The sequence below is a fragment of the Pseudomonas sp. D2002 genome (assembly GCF_013385735.1).
Classification (GTDB): domain Bacteria; phylum Pseudomonadota; class Gammaproteobacteria; order Pseudomonadales; family Pseudomonadaceae; genus Aquipseudomonas.
On sequence record NZ_JACAPL010000015.1, the window covers coordinates 35678 to 53132 of the forward strand.

The window sequence follows — 17455 nt, forward strand, 5'->3', positions numbered from 1 at the left end:
CGCACGGAATCAGCCCATGACCCAGAATATCTACGACACGCCAGCCTTCTTCGAGGGCTACAGCAAAATGGGCCGCTCGGTCGAAGGCCTGGCCGGTGCGCCGGAGTGGCCCGCGTTGCAGGCGCTGCTGCCGCCGATGCGTGGCTTGAAGGTGGTGGACCTGGGGTGTGGTTACGGCTGGTTCAGCCGCTGGGCACAGGAGCAGGGCGCAGCGCAGGTGCTCGGCCTGGACGTGTCGCAAAAGATGTTGGCGCGGGCCACCGAGATGACCTCGGCGCCGAGCATCAGCTATGCGATTGCCGATCTGGAACAACTCGACCTGCCTGCTGGCGCATTCGATCTGGCCTACAGCTCACTTGCGTTCCATTACATCGTCGACCTCAAGGGGCTGTTCGCGCGTCTTCATCAAGCGCTGGTGCCGGGCGGGCGCCTGGTGTTTTCCATCGAGCACCCGATCTTCATGGCACCGCGTAATCCGGGTTGGTTGGTGGACGATCAGGGTCGCAAAAGCTGGCCTGTGGATGGCTATCAACTGGAAGGCCCACGGGTAACGAACTGGCTGGCCGAGGGCGTGATCAAACAGCACCGCACGCTGGGCACATTGCTCAATTTGTTGATCCAGGCAGGGTTTACGCTCAGTCATGTGGAGGAGTGGGGGCCAAGCGAAGCGGACCTGAAAGCTCGGCCCGAATTGGCCGAAGAACAAGAGCGCCCAATGATGCTGCTGGTCTCGGCTCAGCGCTGATTCCCAGGCTTTACACCGAATAAAAAAGTGGGAGCGGGCTTGCTCGCGAATGCGGTAGATCAGTCACTGAAATGTCGACTGAAACTACGCATTCGCGAGCAAGCCCGCTCCCACATTTGGATCTTCGTTTACTGCGCGCGTTCGCCGTCGAGCTTGCGCGCCTCGTCAACGCCGGACGCGGTCAGCTTGATCGGCAGGTTCAACGAATATTCACCGGCGTCGTCGGTGGTCACATGCCCATCCTTGATAAACCCACGGTCCTGCAGGAACGCCAAGACACTGGCCACTTCCTTCTCGCCGCGGTAGTTATCCAGCACCTCCTTGCCCAAACCGTTCGGGTGGGCGTGCAGCAGGCGGGTGAGGACTTCTTTTTCAAGGTTTCTATCGACGTTCATGCGTACCTCTTCACTGGGAAATGATCGGGTGTTGGTGGGGCTATTGGTGCATCAAGGCGCAGGTTGTTTCGGCGCGCCTGGGATGTTCGAGTCGTCGCCTTTGTTGACCTTGGGCTCATTGTTGATGCCTGGGCCCATCTTGCCGTTACCGACGGCGGCCGGAGCCTGGCGTTGGGTGTCGTTGCCCTGTGTACGTGGGTCAGCGCCGGCGCTGTTGTCGATGATCGCGCCACCATTGGTGTCGAGGCCGGTGCCCATCGATTTCTGCGATTCCTGCGTGGCAGGGCTTGGCGGGCTGCCGACCGGGTCGGTCTTGCCGGTGGACGAAGTGGCAGCAAAGGCGCTCAGCGAGGCAGCAGACAACAGGCCGGTGAGGGCGAGGGCGGCAAACTTGGAATTCTTCATGGGGGTGTCTCCATATGATTAATGTCCTTACCCTTTATTGGTCAGCCCCCACTTGCGGTTCGTGCCTTGATGGCGACGAACGGTATTAGCGTACCTGTAAGATTTTGTGTGCCGAGACACTGCGCCACACCAGCCGCGCCACCGCGATCAGCCAGTTAAACAGCGCCACGCCCACGACAATCGCCAGCAGTGTGGGCAGGCCGTGGTCCACGATGATCTGGCCCGCCAACCACGGGAACCCGAACACGCCAATAAAGTACGCCAGGCTGAACAGCAGCAAGGCCTGGGACGTAGTGCCAGCTGGTGCTTCGTTGGCCACCAACCCATTGATCACCGAATACGTCAGGCCGTATCCCACGCCCAGCGTGGCAGCGGCCAGCAAGTAACTGAGGTTGCCGCTCACGCCAAAGGCAAGCAGTGCGACGGCCCCTAGCATCACTCCGGACAACACACAGGCGGCCCAGTAGGCATCACGCTTGACCACATGGCCGGCAATCAACAAACGGCTGGTGATCGCGGCGCTCAGGAACCCGGCGAAGAACAGCGAATAGTCCAAGCCACGTGCGGCTGCGTAACTGGTTTGGAACGACGACAGGCCGCCAAATACACAGCCGCCCAGGCCGACCATGAGGATGGCGAACCCCGCCTTGGATGACAGCACGTGTCGGCTGGCGGCCCAGGAAATTCTCGAGGTCGGCGTATTGGCGTGCTGCTTGAGTTGCGCGCCCATGCGCCAGAACATCACCACCCCGACGAGGCTGGCGAGCCCGGCGATGTAAAACGCTGTGGTCAGCGGCAGCTCCAGCGCACTCGCCGCTCGGCCGAGCAAAGGGCCGGAGCCGATCCCGCTCAACATGCTGCCCGACAGCAAGGCAAAGTACTTGGCCCGCTGCGACGGCTCCACCAACAAGCTGACGATAATCGGGCCCAAGGTGTAGAACACGCCCCAGCCCAAGCCCAATGAGAGCCCGAACAGCATCAAGCCCTCGCCAAACCCTGGCATCAGGGCGAACCCCAGGCAGGCCACCACCAGCAACACGCCGGTCCACGCAATCGCGCGTGCGGCGCCCACTGCATCGGCCAGATGCCCGGAGAACAGCACTGCCACAAAGGTGCTGAACATCGCGGTGGAGATCACGCTGCCGGCATCGTGCTCGTTGCCGCCGCGCGAATGAATCAGCAGCGACAGCAGAAACGTCGAGCCGTACGACAGCGACAGCAGGAAGCTGGCCAGGCAAAACAGCGCGAAGAGCTTTGCGCTTCGTTTTTTTACGGGTGCAGTGGCATGCATGGCTAAACCTTGAGCGCGTTAGAGTTATGGCCAATTTTTAGCATGCACAGCGCAACAGATTGTTCTGTGCTTGGTGGTGCTTGCATTAGCCCACGGCGGAGTAAGGCGCCCCGGCCAGCGCTAAATTGCGCTGCAATTCGTCATGAAACCGCCTTAGTATGTGTGCTTTGAATTTGCCCAAGGCTCGCCCATGACCATCGAGATTCGCCCCGCCGTGCCCAGCGATGCTGCGCAGATCCTGGCGTTCATCACCGAGCTTGCCGAGTACGAAAAAGCCCGGCATGAAGTGATCGCCAGTGTGGCGGACATCGAACGCAGCCTGTTCAGCGAAGGCGCCACCGCCCATGGCCTGATCTGCTCGCGGGACGGTCTGCCGATTGGTTTTGCGGTGTTCTTTTTCAGCTACTCCACGTGGCTAGGCAGCAACTGCCTGTACCTCGAAGACCTCTACATCAACCCCGAACAACGCGGCGGCGGCGCAGGCAAGAAGTTGCTGCGCCACCTGGCGAAGATCGCCTGCGACAACGGTTGCGGACGTTTCGAATGGAGCGTGCTGGACTGGAACGAGCCGGCGATTGCCTTCTACAAATCCATCGGCGCGCAGCCGCAGGAAGAATGGGTGCGGTACCGCATGGAAGGCGACGCGCTGCGCGATTTCGCCCAAGGCTGAAATCACCCGTCTTAAAACACCGAAGATCAAATGTGGGAGCGGGCTTGCTCGCGAATGCGGTGCATCAGTCAATAAATCATTGGCTGAACAACCGCATTCGCGAGCAAGCCCGCTCCCACATTTTTTTGTTTTTGTTTCAATATATGGGATGCAAATTTATATATTGAGATATCTCAAAAGATGGGTTTATAGTCGGCAGCATCAGCACTCACTACCAAAAATAAAACAGGTGAAGCGATGCAGCCCCAACCGTTGTCGTTACCCGCTGTGCCCGAGCCCACCTACGGCGAGCGGCTGAAAAACAAAGTTGTGATCATTACCGGCGCGGCCCAAGGCATTGGTGAGGCGATCGTCGCCTGCTTCCAGGCCCAGCAGGCCCGTCTGGTGATCGCTGATATCCAGGCCGAAAAGGTTGAGAAAGTCGCCGCCCACTGGCGTGAACGTGGCGCCGAGATTGTCGCGCAAGCCGTCGATATCACCTCCAAAGAACAATGGCAGTCGCTGGTCAACCTGGCCATCGAGCGCTATGGCCGCGTGGATGTGCTGGTCAATTGCGCCGGCGTCAATGTGTTCCGTGACCCGCTGGAAATGAGCGACGAAGACTGGCGCCGCTGCTTCGCCATCGACCTCGACGGCGCCTGGTTCGGTTGCCGTTCGGTGTTGCCGCACATGATCGAACAGGGCATCGGCAACATCATCAACATCGCCTCCACCCATTCCAGCCACATCATCCCCGGCTGCTTTCCCTACCCGGTCGCCAAGCACGGCCTGCTCGGCCTGACCCGCGCGCTGGGCATCGAATACGCGCCCAAGGGCATCCGCGTAAATGCCATCGCGCCGGGCTATATCGAAACCCAGCTCAACATCGACTACTGGAACGGTTTCCCCGACCCGCATGCCGAGCGCCAGCGTGCCTTCGATTTGCACCCGCCCAAGCGCATCGGCCAGCCGGTCGAGGTGGCGATGACGGCGCTGTTCCTGGCCACGGATGAGGCGCCCTTTATCAATGCAACCTGCCTGATGATCGATGGCGGGCGGTCTGTGATGTACCACGACTAAAAACGTTTCCAATAACAAGAACGAGGTGGTTCATGTTCAAGAAAACACTCGGCGCCCTGGCGCTCGCCGCGGCCTTCAGCGGCTTCGTCTCTGCCGAAGAAGTCAAGATCGGCTTCCTGGTCAAACAGGCGGAAGAGCCCTGGTTCCAGACCGAATGGGCCTTTGCCGAAAAAGCCGGCAAGGACCAGGGTTTCACCGTGATCAAGATCGCTGTGCCTGACGGCGAGAAAACCCTCTCGGCCATCGACACCCTCGCGGCCAACGGCGCCAAGGGTTTTGTGATCTGCCCGCCGGACGTGTCCCTGGGCCCGGCCATCATGGCCAAGGCCAAGCTCAATGGCTTGAAAGTGCTGGCCGTCGACGACCGTTTCGTCGATGCCAAAGGCAAGCCCATGGAAGACGTGCCTTACGTCGGCCTGGACGCCTACAAAATCGGCCAGAAACAAGGCGAAGCCATGGCCGCCGAAGCCAAGCATCGCAACTGGGACTGGAAGGAAACCTACGCCGTCATCAACACCTTTGACGAGCTGGAAACCGGCAAGAAACGCACCGACGGTTCGGTAGAAGGCCTCAAGGCTGCCGGCTTGCCCGCCGACCATATCCTGTTCAGCGCACAGAAAACCCTCGACGTGCCGGGCAGCATGGATTCGACCAACTCGGCGCTGGTGAAACTGCCGGGTACCGCGAAAAACCTGATCATCGGCGGCATGAACGACAGCACCGTATTGGGCGGCGTGCGCGCCACCGAAAGCGCGGGCTTCAAGGCCGCCAACGTGATCGGCGTGGGCATCAACGGCACCGACGCCATCGAAGAACTGAAAAAGTCCGACACCGGTTTCTATGGCTCGATGTTGCTGAGCCCTGACGCCTCGGGCTACAAAACCGCCACGGCGATGTTCGAATGGGTGACCAAAGGCACGGAACCTGCCAAGTTCACCGCGTTGGACAACGTGACCCTGATCACCCGCGCCAACTTCAAGGAAGAGTTGAGCAAAATCGGTCTGTGGAAATGACCGGCGCGGCCCTGCGGTTCAACGGCATCGGCAAGGATTTTCCCGGGGTCAAAGCCTTGGCGCAGATCAGCTTTGAAGCGCGGCCGCATTCGGTACACGCGCTGATGGGCGAGAACGGCGCGGGCAAGTCGACGCTGCTGAAAATCCTCGGCGGTGCCTACATTCCGAGCAGCGGCACGGTGCAGATCGGCGAGCAGACCATGGACTTCAAATCCGCCGCCGACAGCATTGCCAGCGGCGTCGCGGTGATCCACCAGGAGCTGCACCTGGTGCCGGAAATGACCGTGGCCGAGAACCTGTTCCTCGGGCATTTGCCGTCGCGCTTCGGCGTGGTCAATGGCGGCCAACTGCGCAAGCAGGCGCTGGCATGTCTCAAAGGCCTGGCTGATGAAATCGACCCGCAGGAGAAACTCGGGCGGTTGTCGCTGGGCCAGCGCCAACTGGTGGAAATCGCCAAGGCGCTGTCCCGTGGCGCCCATGTCATTGCCTTCGACGAACCCACCAGCAGCCTCTCGGCGCGAGAAATCGACCGCTTGATGGCGATCATCACGCGCCTGCGGGACGAGGGCAAAGTGGTGCTCTACGTGTCGCACCGCATGGAAGAGGTGTTCCGGATCTGCGATGCGGTGACGGTGTTCAAGGACGGCCGTTTCGTGCGCACCTTTGACGACATGGCCACGCTGACCCACGACCAGTTGGTGACTTGCATGGTCGGCCGCGACATTCAGGACATCTACGACTATCGCCCGCGTGAGCGTGGCGAAGTGGCGCTCAAGGTCGAGGGTTTGCTCGGCCCGGGCCTGCGTGAAGCGGTCAACCTGCAGGTGCACAAGGGCGAGATTCTTGGCCTGTTCGGGTTGGTCGGCGCGGGGCGTACCGAGTTGTTTCGGCTGCTGAGCGGGCTGACGCGTTCCACCGCCGGGCAACTGCAACTCGGTGGTGAAAACCTGCAACTGCGCTCACCCCGCGATGCCATCGCGGCAGGTGTATTGCTGTGCCCGGAAGACCGTAAAAAGGAAGGCATCATTCCGCTCTCCAGCGTCGCCGAGAACATCAATATCAGCGCACGCGGCGCCCATTCCACGTTTGGCTGGCTCTTGCGTGAGGGTTGGGAGAAGGGCAACGCCGACCAGCAAATCAAGGCGATGAAAGTCAAAACGCCGAACGCCGAACAGAAAATCATGTACCTGTCCGGCGGCAACCAGCAGAAGGCCATTCTTGGCCGCTGGCTGTCGATGCCGATGAAGGTGTTGCTGCTCGATGAACCGACACGCGGCATCGACATCGGCGCCAAGTCGGAGATCTACCAGATCATCCACAACCTGGCGGCCAGCGGCATTGCGGTGATCGTGGTGTCCAGCGACCTGATGGAAGTGATGGGCATCTCCGACCGCATCCTGGTGATGAGTGAAGGCGTGCTGACCGGCGAGTTGAACCGCGATCAGGCGGACGAAGCACAGCTATTGCAACTGGCACTTCCGCGTACGCGGGCTTGAAGAATTCGAGGTGAATGATGTCCCAGGTAAAGACTGCAAAAGGCTTCTGGCCAGGTTTCAACCAACGCAAATTTCTGGATGATTGGGTGATGCTGCTCGCCGCGTTGAGCATCTTTGTGCTCAGCGCGTTGTTTATCGATAACTTCCTCTCGCCGCTGAACATGCGTGGCCTCGGCCTGGCGATTTCCACGGTCGGCATTGCCGCCTGCACCATGTTGTTCTGCCTGGCGTCGGGGCACTTCGACCTGTCGGTGGGCTCGGTGATTGCCTGCGCCGGCGTGGTGGCGGGGATTGTGATTCGCGATACCGACAGCGTGGTGCTCGGCGTGTCGGCGGCGTTGGCCATGGGCCTGGTGGTGGGGCTGATTAACGGCATCGTCATCGCCAAGCTGCGCATCAACGCGTTGATCGCGACGCTGGCGACCATGCAGATTGTGCGTGGCCTGGCCTACATCTTCTCCAACGGCAAGGCCGTCGGGGTGATGGATGAGCGCTTCTTCGTGTTCGGTAACGGCCAGTTGATGGGCGTGCCGGTGCCGATCATCATCACCGTGCTGTGCTTTGTGTTCTTCGGTTGGCTGCTGAACTACACCACCTACGGGCGCAACACCATGGCCATCGGCGGTAACCAGGAAGCGGCGTTGCTGGCCGGGGTGAACGTTGATCGCACCAAGATCATCATCTTTGCCGTGCACGGTCTGATCGGCGCCTTGGCTGGGGTGATCCTCGCCTCGCGCATGACCTCGGGCCAACCGATGATTGGGCAGGGCTTTGAGTTGACGGTGATTTCGGCCTGCGTGCTGGGCGGTGTATCGCTGAGCGGCGGCATCGGCATGATTCGGCACGTGATTGCCGGTGTGCTGATTTTGGCGATCATCGAGAACGCGATGAACCTGAAGAACATCGACACGTTTTATCAGTACGTGATTCGCGGTTCGATCCTGTTGCTGGCGGTGATTATCGACCGTATGAAGCAGCGTTAGAAACTCGGTCTCAGCAACACTGAAAATCCAATGTGGGAGCGGGCTTGCTCGCGAATGCGGTGTATCAGAAATAGATGTGTTAACTGACACACCGCATTCGCGAGCAAGCCCGCTCCCACAGTTGGATCTCCACTGTATTGAGGTTCGCTATTTGCCATAATGGCGCCGTTTTCGTACTTCCCCAATAGGCCCGATATGCAGGAAAACGCCCACACCCCCGTCAAAGACGCCGCGCCCACTGGCACCCAGACCCTGTTGCGTGGCCTGGGCGTGGTGCAAGCGGTGGCGGCCGGTGCGCGCGACTTGAAAGAGATCGCCAAGCGCATCGGCACCACCCGCAGCACCACCCACCGCCTGGCCAGTTGCCTGGTGGAGGAGCGTTACCTGCGTGTGGTGCCGCAAGTCGGTTATCTGCTGGGGCCCAAGCTGATCGAATTGGGCTTCCAGGCCCGTGAAGAGTTGCCGATGGTGACCTTGGCCATCCCGTACCTGGATGAACTGTCGGCACTGACCGGCGACACCATCCACCTGGCCATTCGTGAATACGACGACGTGCTTTACCTGCACAAGAACCCTGGCCGCAACGGCCCGGAAATGCGCTCGCGCGTCGGCCATCGCATGCCGTTGGCGCGTACCGGTGTGGGTAAGGCAATGCTGCTGGATGATTCGGTGCAGGAGTGGCAGCGCCTGTATGAAGCCAGCCTGCCGGTCGGTGGCAAGAGCCAGCAATGGCCGCAGCACCCGGAGCAATCCTGGGCACAGTTCGAGCAGCGCATGCGCGAATACGTGGCGGGCGGTTATGCGTTCGACCTGGAAGACAACGAACCGTCGATCCGGTGTGTGGCGGCACCGGTGCGCGATGCCAGCCGGCGAATCGTCGCCGGTATCAGCATCGCCAGTACCGTGCCCTACATGCCGCTGGAAAAAATGGCCGAGCTGATCCCTGTGATCAAACAGGTCGCAGCGCGGCTGTCAGCGGAGTTGGGCGCGAAGGCCTGATTGATCGTTCCCACGCTCCGCGTGGGAATTGATCGTTCCCACGCTCCGCGTGGGAATGCCGCCCCGGACGCTCCGCGTCCACAATGGTGACGCAGAGCGTCACAGCCTGCGTTCCCACGCAGAGCGTGGGAACGATCAGCGTCAGGCCTTCAAGGTCGCCATGTCGATGACAAAGCGGTACTTCACATCACCGGCGATCATGCGCGTGTAAGCCTCGTTGATCTGGCGGATGTCGAGCATTTCGATGTCGCAGGTGATGTTGTGCTCGGCGCAGAAATCCAGGACTTCCTGGGTTTCGGCAATGCCGCCGATCAACGAACCGGCCAACACTTTACGCCCCAGCACCAGCTTGGCTGCATTCACCGGCGGATCCACCGGCTCGATCAGGCCGACCAGAATGTGCACGCCGTCAAAGCGCAGCACGTCGAGGTAGGGGTTCAAGTCGTGCTGCACCGGAATGGTGTCCAGCAGGAAGTCGAAGCTGCCGGCAGCGGCTTTCATTTGCTCGGCGTCGGTGGACACGATCACGTGATCGGCGCCCTGGCGACGGCCTTCTTCAGCCTTGCTCGCCGAGCGGGTGAACAGCGTGACTTCTGCGCCCATCGCCTTGGCAAACTTGATGCCCATGTGGCCCAGGCCGCCCATGCCCAGCACGCCCACTTTGTCGCCAGCCTTTACGCCGTAGTGCTTGAGCGGCGAGTAGGTGGTGATGCCGGCGCACAGGATCGGCGCGGCGCTGGCCAGGTCGAGCTTGGCCGGGATCTTCACCACGAAGTGTTCGCTGACCACGATGCTGTCGGAGTAGCCGCCCATGGTGTTGCTGCCGTCAACCCGGTCCGGGGTGGCGTAGGTCATGGTCGGGCCTTCGAGGCAGTATTGCTCCAGGTCTGCGTGGCAGGCGTCGCAGTGGCGGCACGAATCGACCATGCAGCCTACGCCGACCAGGTCGCCGACTTTGTGCGCGGTGACGCTGGCGCCGACGGCGGTGACTTTGCCGACAATCTCGTGGCCCGGCATCAGCGGGTACACGGCAATGCCCCATTCGTTGCGTGCCTGGTGGATGTCGGAGTGGCACACGCCGCAGTAGAGAATCTCGATGGCCACGTCATCGGCGCGCGGGCTGCGGCGTTCGAAGGACATGGGGGCGAGGGGAGTGGTCGGTGACTGGGCGGCATAACCGATGGCGGTATACATGAGGAAACCTCGCAACAGGAATAACTAGGGAGGCGGCGCATTCTCCGCGCCGGGCCCGGATGCGGCCATGGCGATTGCTCCGAGTCTCATGCCTATTCGTCCGGGAGTGCCCCTTGTTTGGATCCATGCGCCCTCAGACCTGCGATGATGTTCTCATCCCTTTTTTGCGAAGTTTTTTGCCATGTTGTTGACTCGCCATCTCGACGCCAATGCCACGCTGGTGGCTTTGATTGAGGGCCTTACGCCCTGCGACGGTTTCTCCCCGACCCACCTGCCCGGCGTGCAGGTGTTGCGCGCCAGTTGCGACGTGGCACGCGGCCCGCAGATCTACGAGCCAAGCCTGATGTTCGTGGCCCAGGGCAGCAAGGTCGCTTACCTGGGCCCACGGACGCTGGAGTATGGCGCCGGGCATTACCTGATTCAGGCGATGCCGGTGCCGTTCGAGTGCGAGACGTTCGCCATGGCCCCCGAGGCGCCGCTGTACGGGGTGACGGTGGGGATTGATCGCGTGGTGCTGGGTGAATTGGTCATGGCCATGGGCATGCAGGCCGGGCCGCCGCCGACGGCGCAGACCCTGGAGTCGATGAGTTCGGTGATGCTCGATGACGCGATGCGCGGCAGTGTCGAACGGCTGTTGCAGTGCCTGCACGATCCGCTGGAAAGCCGGATCATGGGCCCGGCGCGGGTCAGGGAAGTGTTGTTCACCGCCTTGCGCGGGCCCCAGGCCGATGTGTTGCGCGCACTGGTCGAGCAGCAGGGGCAGTTTTCACGTATCGCCACGTCGTTGAATCACCTGCATGCCCATTACGCCGAGCCGCTGAATATCGAGACCTTGGCGGGTTATGCGCACATGAGTGCATCGACGTTTCATGAGCATTTCAAGCGTTGCACGTTGTTGTCGCCGGTGCAGTATTTGAAGCGGTTGCGCTTGCTCAAGGCCCAGCAGTTGTTGCTGGTCGAAGGCATGGGCGTGGCGCAGGCGGCGCACAATGTGGGGTATCAGAGTACGTCGCAGTTCAGTCGCGAATATAAGCGCTATTTTGAGCGCAGCCCCGGTGAAGAGCGCGCTGCCTAGTTAGCCCAGGCCAAACACAATCTAAATGTGGGAGCGGGCTTGCTCGCGAATGCGGTGGGGCAGCCACAGATGTATTGACTGACACTCCGCCTTCGCGAGCAAGCCCGCTCCCACAGTTGACCGAGTTGGCTGGTCTTTACCGGGCATAAAAAAGGCTCCCAGTTGGGAGCCTTTTTGTTCAAGCAGCTGGCTTACATATTCGGGTAAGTCGGCCCACCCGCACCTTCCGGGGTCACCCAGGTGATGTTCTGCGAAGGGTCCTTAATGTCACAGGTCTTGCAGTGCACGCAGTTCTGGGCGTTGATCTGGAAGCGCTTCTCGCCGTCTTCCTTGGTGATCACCTCATAGACGCCGGCCGGGCAGTAGCGCTGCGCCGGTTCATCGTAGAGCGGCAGGTTGGTACCGATCGGGATGCTTGGGTCCTTGAGCTTCAAGTGGCACGGCTGTTCTTCTTCGTGGTTGGTGCCGGAGATGAACACCGAACTCAGCTTGTCGAAGCTCAGCTTGCCGTCGGGTTTTGGGTAATCGATTTTCTTGCTGTCCTTGGCGAGCTTCAGGCAGGCGTAATCCGGCTTGGTGTCGTGCAAGGTGAACGGCATTTTGCCGCCGAGGATGTTCTGGTCGAACCAGTTGAAGCCGGCGCCGAGGATCGGGCCGAACTTGTGCATCGCCGGGCCGAAGTTGCGGCTGGCGAACAGCTCTTCGTAGAGCCAGCTGGCTTTGAAACCGTCGACGTAATTGGTCAGTTCGTCGCCGCCTTCGCAGTCGGCGAACAGGCGTTCGGCTACGGCGTCGGCAGCGAGCATGCCGGACTTCATCGCGGTGTGGCTGCCCTTGATCTTGGCCACGTTCATGGTGCCCAGGTCGCAGCCGATCAAGGCGCCGCCTTTGAAGACCATCTTCGGCAGCGAGTTGATACCGCCTTTGGCCAAGGCACGCGCGCCGTAGCTGACGCGCTTGCCGCCTTCCAGGTATTGAGCCAGCACCGGGTGATGCTTGAGGCGTTGGAACTCATCGAACGGCGACAGGAAGGTGTTGCTGTAGGACAGGTCGACGATCAGGCCGACAACCACCTGGTTGTTTTCCAGGTGATAGAGGAACGAGCCGCCGGTGTTTTCGGTGCTCATGATGTCCAGCGGCCAACCGGCGGTGTGCACCACCAGGCCTGGTTGATGCTTGGCCGGGTCAATTTCCCAGATTTCTTTCAGGCCGATGCCGTAGTGCTGGGCGTCGGCGTCGCTGTCCAGGTTGAAACGCTGGATCAGTTGCTTGCCGATGTGGCCACGGCAACCTTCGGCGAACAGCGTGTACTTGCCACGCAGTTCCATGCCGGGGGTGTACACGCCTTCTTTCGGGTTGCCTTCGCGGTCGACGCCGAGGTCGCCGGTGATGATTCCGCGAACCACGCCGTTCTCGTCGAACAGCGCTTCCTGGGCGGCGAAGCCTGGGTAGACTTCCACGCCAAGGTTTTCAGCCTGCTGGGCCAGCCAGCGGCACAGGTTGCCCAGGGAAATGATGTAGTTGCCTTCGTTGTGCATGGTCTTGGGCACAAAGAAGTCAGGCACCTTGGTGGAAGCTTCGGGGCTGCGCAGTACATAGATGTCATCGCGCACTACGGGGGTGTTGAGCGGGGCGCCGAGTGCTTTCCAGTCCGGGAACAGTTCGTTCAGGGCGCGGGGTTCAAACACGGCACCGGAGAGGATATGTGCGCCGACTTCGGAGCCTTTCTCGACCACGCAGACGCTGATTTCTTTACCGGCTTCGGCGGCCTTCTGCTTCAGTCGGCAGGCGGCAGACAGGCCTGCCGGGCCAGCGCCGACGATGACCACGTCGAATTCCATGTATTCGCGTTCCACAGGCTATCTCCTACTCAAGGCTCAACAGGCTTTTTTTCTAATGGGTGGAGGTTCGGTGTCGTGTCTGTCATCACAGCATTTGCAGCAGCAATGACCCACCTTTCTCTCTAGGTGGCGCATTATATCTACACCACTGGCAGCGTCCAATACAAACGTTTGTTTGAATTGCCCGCAGGCTAGGTAAATCAAAGAGGCGCGGCTTATGACTGGCTATTTTGCCGTATTGACCAGAATAGGCGTTCCGGTCAATATACGGTCGGTTTCGCGCTTACCGTAGGCAGACTGCAGGTTTCAAGAGCACGTCCAAAAGCAAGACAGGTGACGCGCGCCCAAACGATGGCGCGCAGTTTACACGCTGCGATAAAGAATGACCTCTCAGTCACCACTGACGAACGGTCGTCACTTCCCCATCGCTGAGTCACTCACCGAGGTTTTTGGAGGTGCCCTTGTGTGCCGATGAGCATCAACCGCCAGGTTCGCCTAGGCGACTTTCTTTTCACCGGAGAGTAACGAGGAATCCATGAAGGTTCTTGTAGCTGTCAAACGCGTTGTCGATTACAACGTGAAAGTTCGCGTCAAGGCGGACAATTCCGGCGTCGACCTCGCTAACGTCAAGATGTCGATGAACCCTTTCTGCGAAATCGCTGTGGAAGAAGCCGTACGCCTGAAAGAGAAAGGCGTGGCGACTGAAATCGTAGTGGTTTCCATCGGCCCGACCACTGCCCAAGAGCAGCTGCGTACCGCCCTGGCACTGGGCGCCGACCGCGCCATTCTGGTTGAATCCGCTGAAGAGCTGACCTCCCTGGCCGTGGCCAAGCTGCTCAAAGCCGTTGTCGACAAGGAACAGCCTCAACTGGTGATCCTCGGCAAACAGGCCATCGACAGCGACAACAACCAGACTGGCCAGATGCTGGCTGCACTGACCGGTTACGGCCAGGGCACCTTCGCCTCCAAAGTCGAAGTCAGCGGCGACAGCGTTGCTGTTACCCGTGAAATCGACGGCGGCGCGCAAACAGTTTCGCTGAAACTGCCGGCCATCGTTACCACCGACCTGCGTTTGAACGAGCCGCGTTATGCGTCCCTGCCAAACATCATGAAAGCCAAGAAGAAGCCGCTTGAGTCGGTTACTCCAGACGCTTTGGGCGTTTCCACCGCCTCCACCAACAAGACCGTCAAGGTTGAAGCACCGGCTGCACGCAGCGCGGGCATCAAGGTCAAGTCGGTGGCTGAACTGGTCGAGAAACTGAAAAACGAAGCGAAGGTAATCTAACCATGACTATCTTGGTAATCGCAGAACACGACAACAAAGTGCTGGCCCCGGCCACTCTGAACACCGTGGCCGCCGCCGCTAAAATCGGTGGCGACATTCACGTGCTGGTAGCCGGTCAAGGCGCTGGCGCCGTGGCTGAAGCCGCCGCGAAAATCGCTGGCGTGAGCAAAGTCCTGAACGCTGACAATGCCGCCTACGCGCATCAGCTGCCGGAAAACGTCGCGCCGCTGGTTGCTGAACTGGGCAAGGGCTACAGCCACATCCTGGCTGCCGCTACTTCCAACGGCAAAAACATCCTGCCACGCGTCGCCGCGCAGCTGGACGTTGACCAGATCTCCGAGATCATCTCGGTTGAAAGCGCCGACACCTTCAAGCGTCCGATCTACGCCGGTAACGCCATTGCGACCGTGCAGTCCAACGCTTCGGTAAAAGTCATCACCGTACGCGCCACCGGTTTCGACCCGGTTGCCGCCGAAGGTGGTTCGGCTGCCGTTGAAGCCGTCTCCGCTGCCCACGACGCTGGCACTTCCAGCTTTGTTGGCGAAGAGCTGGCCAAGTCGGATCGTCCTGAACTGACCGCTGCCAAGATCGTCGTTTCCGGCGGCCGCGGCATGCAGAACGGTGACAACTTCAAGCACCTGTACGCCCTGGCCGACAAGCTGGGCGCTGCGGTCGGCGCTTCTCGCGCGGCCGTCGACGCAGGTTTTGTACCCAACGACATGCAGGTCGGCCAGACCGGCAAAATCGTTGCGCCACAGCTGTACATCGCCGTCGGTATCTCCGGCGCGATCCAGCACTTGGCCGGTATGAAAGACTCCAAAGTGATCGTCGCGATCAACAAGGACGAAGAAGCACCGATCTTCCAGGTGGCTGATTACGGCCTGGTTGCGGACTTGTTCGAAGCCGTACCTGAGTTGGAGAAGCTGGTCTAATCCAGCCGCTTCACTTATAAAGAGCCCGGTCTTTGGACCGGGCTTTTTTTTGCGCGCCTTTTTAACCTGGAGAAACTGCCATGGATTTGCGTCACGTAGTGTTGGCCTTGTCGCTGCTGCCAAGCCTGGCGCTGGCTGCCGGCAAATGTGAGCGCTTGGTGATCACCGGCAGCCCGGACGCACCACCGTTGTTATGGCGCGACCCACAAGACCCGACGCACCTGATCGGCGCCACCGCCGACGTATTGCAACAAGTGGGCAAGGAGCTGGGGCTTAAAATTGACCTGCTCTACGGCGGCAAACGCTCCCTGGCCCTGGATGAGGTGCGCAGCGGGCGCATGGACATTCTCGCCGATGCGCCGCTGAACCTGGGCGAGTTGGAAACCCTCGACTACATCCACCCGGCGTTGACGCAAATCGACTACCTGGTCTGGACCCGCAAGGATTCGCCGCTGGTCTACACCAGCGCCGCCGACTTGCACGGCCATAAGGGCGCGGTCTCCGAACGCGCACGCCTGAGTGCCGACTTCGACACCTTCGCCGCCCAGCAGCTCAGCCTGCAACGCTTGCCTACGTTGACGCCGGCCTTCCAGAAACTGCTGCTCGGGGAAATGGACTACGTGCTCGCCGGGCGATATTCCGGCATGGCCATGGCCCAGACCCTGGGCATGAGCAACGACCTGATTGCGCGCGACGTGCCGATCGATCAGCCCGGCTTGTACCTGGCGATTTCCCACAACTCCGCCTGCAACGATCCGTGGCTGCGCGGACAGCTCGCCAAAAAGATGACAGAATTGCCCGCGTCCGGTGTGGTGCAAGCAGCGATGCAGCGCAACCTCGAGCGCTGGAAAGCGCAATTGCAGCAACCCGTCGGCACCCCAGCAAAGTAAGGATTTACAGTGACTATTCGACCTCTTTTCGCGGCCCTCGCCGTTGTCGCTTTGGCGGGATGTGCAGCCGATCCTGCGCCGAATGAGCAAATACGCCTCACCCAGCAAGCGTTGGAACAAGCCAGCGCCGTGGGTGCCAGCACCGACGATTCGCCTGAGCTGAAACTGGCCGAAGACAAGTTCGCCAGGGCCAAGGCCGACATGGCCGACGAATCCTACAAACACGCACGCATGCGCGCCGAACAGGCGGAACTGGACGCGCGCCTCGCTGAGGCCAAGATTCTGACCCGCAAGAGCCAGGAGCAACTCAACGTGCTGAACACGCGCATCACCCGCCTGCGCAAGCAATTGCAGCTGGGAGAAGCCCAATGAGCCCGATGATCCGTGGTTTGAGCTGTGTGTTGCTGCTGGGCAGCGCCGCTTTGGGCGGTTGCGCGAGCCAGCCGAACAGCGAGCAGCCGTTGCAACAGGCCGGCGCCGATTTCCAGAAGGTCAAGGAAGACGCCAATGTGCTGCGCTTCGCGCCCAAGGATGTGATTCGCGCCGGTGAGTCCCTGGCCCGTGCCGATCGCTTGTCGAGCTACTGGGGCAGCGGCGCCGACGTGGTGCATTACGCCTACCTGAGCCAGCGTTACAGCGCGATCGCCCGCGAACATACCGAGCAGGGGCTTAATGCCGAGCGCGGCACCAAGCTGGAACTGGAGCGCCAACGCCTGCAATTGGCTCTGCGCGAAAACAAACTGGCCAGCGTGCAGCAGCAGGGCAAGTGGCTCGAAGAGCAAATCGCCAGCCTGACCACCACTCAGACCGATCGCGGCCTGGTGATGACCCTGGGCGATGTGCTGTTCGACACAGGTGAGGCGCAGTTGCAAAACTCAGCCAACCGCACAGTGCTGAAGATTGTGCAGTTTCTGCAACTGAACCCCAAGCGCGTTGTGCGCATCGAGGGCTACACCGATAACACCGGTGGCGAGCAGGAAAACCTCAAACTGTCCCGCGACCGTGCGCAATCGGTGGCCGATGTGCTGATGGATTTGGGCATCGACGAAAAACGTATCCAGGTCGAAGGCTATGGCGACCAGTACCCGGTGGAAGCTAACGCCTCGGAACGTGGCCGCGCGCAGAACCGCCGGGTGGAAATTGTGTTCTCCGACGACAAGGGCCAGCTAGGCGCTGCCCGCT

Annotated in this window: 18 protein-coding genes; 13 read left to right on the top strand and 5 right to left on the bottom strand. The window is 60.6% G+C overall.

The window, feature by feature from the left end; all coding sequences use genetic code 11:
- Window positions 1-16: 16 nt before the first annotated feature.
- Entirely contained in the window at window positions 17-745 is a 729-nt protein-coding gene (locus HX783_RS25310) for a bifunctional 2-polyprenyl-6-hydroxyphenol methylase/3-demethylubiquinol 3-O-methyltransferase UbiG (RefSeq protein ID WP_177018682.1), read from the top strand.
- 128 nt (window positions 746-873) lie between these two features.
- Here HX783_RS25310 and HX783_RS25315 read toward each other — a convergent pair whose 3' ends face one another.
- The 3 genes from HX783_RS25315 to HX783_RS25325 all read right to left on the bottom strand — a co-directional run bounded on the left by HX783_RS25315 (window position 874) and on the right by HX783_RS25325 (window position 2836).
- The gene (locus tag HX783_RS25315) at window positions 874-1140 is read right to left on the bottom strand and encodes a hypothetical protein (protein WP_159959059.1); all 267 of its coding nucleotides are present in this window, start codon (window positions 1138-1140) and stop codon (window positions 874-876) included.
- Window positions 1141-1191: 51 nt separating this feature from the next.
- A complete protein-coding gene (locus HX783_RS25320; protein ID WP_159959057.1) occupies window positions 1192-1545 on the bottom strand; it encodes a hypothetical protein in 354 nt (117 codons plus the stop codon).
- 85 nt (window positions 1546-1630) lie between these two features.
- Complete coding sequence (locus tag HX783_RS25325) at window positions 1631-2836, bottom strand: MFS transporter (RefSeq protein ID WP_177018683.1); 1206 nt, start codon at window positions 2834-2836, stop codon at window positions 1631-1633.
- Between the two features lie 190 nt (window positions 2837-3026).
- Between HX783_RS25325 and HX783_RS25330 the strand changes: the two genes are divergently transcribed.
- The 6 genes from HX783_RS25330 (at window position 3027) to HX783_RS25355 (ending at window position 9056) form a co-directional block, all read left to right on the top strand.
- Window positions 3027-3506, top strand: coding sequence for a GNAT family N-acetyltransferase (locus HX783_RS25330; RefSeq protein WP_159959053.1), 480 nt, complete (start codon window positions 3027-3029; stop codon window positions 3504-3506).
- 237 nt (window positions 3507-3743) lie between these two features.
- Complete coding sequence (locus tag HX783_RS25335) at window positions 3744-4565, top strand: SDR family oxidoreductase (protein ID WP_177018684.1); 822 nt, start codon at window positions 3744-3746, stop codon at window positions 4563-4565.
- Between the two features lie 32 nt (window positions 4566-4597).
- The gene (locus tag HX783_RS25340) at window positions 4598-5578 is read left to right on the top strand and encodes a substrate-binding domain-containing protein (protein ID WP_159959049.1); all 981 of its coding nucleotides are present in this window, start codon (window positions 4598-4600) and stop codon (window positions 5576-5578) included.
- Complete coding sequence (gene araG / locus HX783_RS25345; RefSeq protein ID WP_177018685.1) at window positions 5575-7074, top strand: L-arabinose ABC transporter ATP-binding protein AraG; 1500 nt, start codon at window positions 5575-5577, stop codon at window positions 7072-7074. Before HX783_RS25340 ends, araG begins: the two co-directional genes overlap by 4 nt.
- A 17-nt stretch (window positions 7075-7091) precedes the next feature.
- Window positions 7092-8057, top strand: a complete 966-nt coding sequence (araH, locus tag HX783_RS25350; RefSeq protein WP_017138344.1) for an L-arabinose ABC transporter permease AraH — start codon at window positions 7092-7094, stop codon at window positions 8055-8057.
- A 195-nt stretch (window positions 8058-8252) separates the two neighbouring features.
- Entirely contained in the window at window positions 8253-9056 is an 804-nt protein-coding gene (locus tag HX783_RS25355) for an IclR family transcriptional regulator (protein WP_159961607.1), read from the top strand.
- Between the two features lie 141 nt (window positions 9057-9197).
- Here HX783_RS25355 and HX783_RS25360 read toward each other — a convergent pair whose 3' ends face one another.
- Window positions 9198-10250 (bottom strand): NAD(P)-dependent alcohol dehydrogenase, encoded by a 1053-nt coding sequence (locus HX783_RS25360; protein ID WP_106576183.1) that lies wholly within the window; start codon window positions 10248-10250, stop codon window positions 9198-9200.
- Window positions 10251-10431: 181 nt separating this feature from the next.
- On the opposite strand from HX783_RS25360, the gene HX783_RS25365 reads away from it, so the two are divergent.
- Window positions 10432-11325: an AraC family transcriptional regulator gene (locus tag HX783_RS25365; RefSeq protein ID WP_159959045.1), complete on the top strand. Its 894-nt coding sequence runs from the start codon at window positions 10432-10434 to the stop codon at window positions 11323-11325.
- 191 nt (window positions 11326-11516) lie between these two features.
- On the opposite strand, the gene HX783_RS25370 is transcribed toward HX783_RS25365, so the two are convergent.
- Window positions 11517-13181, bottom strand: a complete 1665-nt coding sequence (locus HX783_RS25370; protein WP_177018686.1) for an electron transfer flavoprotein-ubiquinone oxidoreductase — start codon at window positions 13179-13181, stop codon at window positions 11517-11519.
- A 520-nt stretch (window positions 13182-13701) separates the two neighbouring features.
- Here HX783_RS25370 and HX783_RS25375 point away from each other — a divergent pair.
- The 5 genes from HX783_RS25375 to HX783_RS25395 all read left to right on the top strand — a co-directional run.
- Entirely contained in the window at window positions 13702-14451 is a 750-nt protein-coding gene (locus HX783_RS25375) for an electron transfer flavoprotein subunit beta/FixA family protein (protein ID WP_016973648.1), read from the top strand.
- Window positions 14452-14453: 2 nt separating this feature from the next.
- Entirely contained in the window at window positions 14454-15383 is a 930-nt protein-coding gene (locus HX783_RS25380; RefSeq protein WP_177018687.1) for an electron transfer flavoprotein subunit alpha/FixB family protein, read from the top strand.
- Window positions 15384-15463: 80 nt separating this feature from the next.
- A complete protein-coding gene (locus tag HX783_RS25385; RefSeq protein ID WP_177018688.1) occupies window positions 15464-16273 on the top strand; it encodes an ABC transporter substrate-binding protein in 810 nt (269 codons plus the stop codon).
- Window positions 16274-16282: 9 nt separating this feature from the next.
- Window positions 16283-16645, top strand: a complete 363-nt coding sequence (locus HX783_RS25390; RefSeq protein ID WP_159959035.1) for a DUF4398 domain-containing protein — start codon at window positions 16283-16285, stop codon at window positions 16643-16645.
- Window positions 16642-17455 (top strand): OmpA family protein (locus HX783_RS25395; protein ID WP_177018689.1); only part of this gene is annotated, 814 nt, incomplete at its 3' end. The genes HX783_RS25390 and HX783_RS25395, both read left to right, overlap by 4 nt.

What these genes read in the sequence shown, in the direction of transcription:
- araG (WP_177018685.1), top strand. Translation starts at nt 5,575, where the DNA reads ATGACCGGCGCGGCCCTGCGGTTCAACGGCATCGGCAAGGATTTTCCC.
- HX783_RS25325 (WP_177018683.1), bottom strand. Translation starts at nt 2,836, where the DNA reads ATGCATGCCACTGCACCCGTAAAAAAACGAAGCGCAAAGCTCTTCGCG.
- HX783_RS25330 (WP_159959053.1), top strand. Translation starts at nt 3,027, where the DNA reads ATGACCATCGAGATTCGCCCCGCCGTGCCCAGCGATGCTGCGCAGATC.
- HX783_RS25340 (WP_159959049.1), top strand. Translation starts at nt 4,598, where the DNA reads ATGTTCAAGAAAACACTCGGCGCCCTGGCGCTCGCCGCGGCCTTCAGC.
- HX783_RS25385 (WP_177018688.1), top strand. Translation starts at nt 15,464, where the DNA reads ATGGATTTGCGTCACGTAGTGTTGGCCTTGTCGCTGCTGCCAAGCCTG.
- HX783_RS25365 (WP_159959045.1), top strand. Translation starts at nt 10,432, where the DNA reads ATGTTGTTGACTCGCCATCTCGACGCCAATGCCACGCTGGTGGCTTTG.
- HX783_RS25380 (WP_177018687.1), top strand. Translation starts at nt 14,454, where the DNA reads ATGACTATCTTGGTAATCGCAGAACACGACAACAAAGTGCTGGCCCCG.
- HX783_RS25310 (WP_177018682.1), top strand. Translation starts at nt 17, where the DNA reads ATGACCCAGAATATCTACGACACGCCAGCCTTCTTCGAGGGCTACAGC.
- HX783_RS25360 (WP_106576183.1), bottom strand. Translation starts at nt 10,250, where the DNA reads ATGTATACCGCCATCGGTTATGCCGCCCAGTCACCGACCACTCCCCTC.
- HX783_RS25335 (WP_177018684.1), top strand. Translation starts at nt 3,744, where the DNA reads ATGCAGCCCCAACCGTTGTCGTTACCCGCTGTGCCCGAGCCCACCTAC.
- HX783_RS25315 (WP_159959059.1), bottom strand. Translation starts at nt 1,140, where the DNA reads ATGAACGTCGATAGAAACCTTGAAAAAGAAGTCCTCACCCGCCTGCTG.
- HX783_RS25375 (WP_016973648.1), top strand. Translation starts at nt 13,702, where the DNA reads ATGAAGGTTCTTGTAGCTGTCAAACGCGTTGTCGATTACAACGTGAAA.
- HX783_RS25320 (WP_159959057.1), bottom strand. Translation starts at nt 1,545, where the DNA reads ATGAAGAATTCCAAGTTTGCCGCCCTCGCCCTCACCGGCCTGTTGTCT.
- HX783_RS25355 (WP_159961607.1), top strand. Translation starts at nt 8,253, where the DNA reads ATGCAGGAAAACGCCCACACCCCCGTCAAAGACGCCGCGCCCACTGGC.
- araH (WP_017138344.1), top strand. Translation starts at nt 7,092, where the DNA reads ATGTCCCAGGTAAAGACTGCAAAAGGCTTCTGGCCAGGTTTCAACCAA.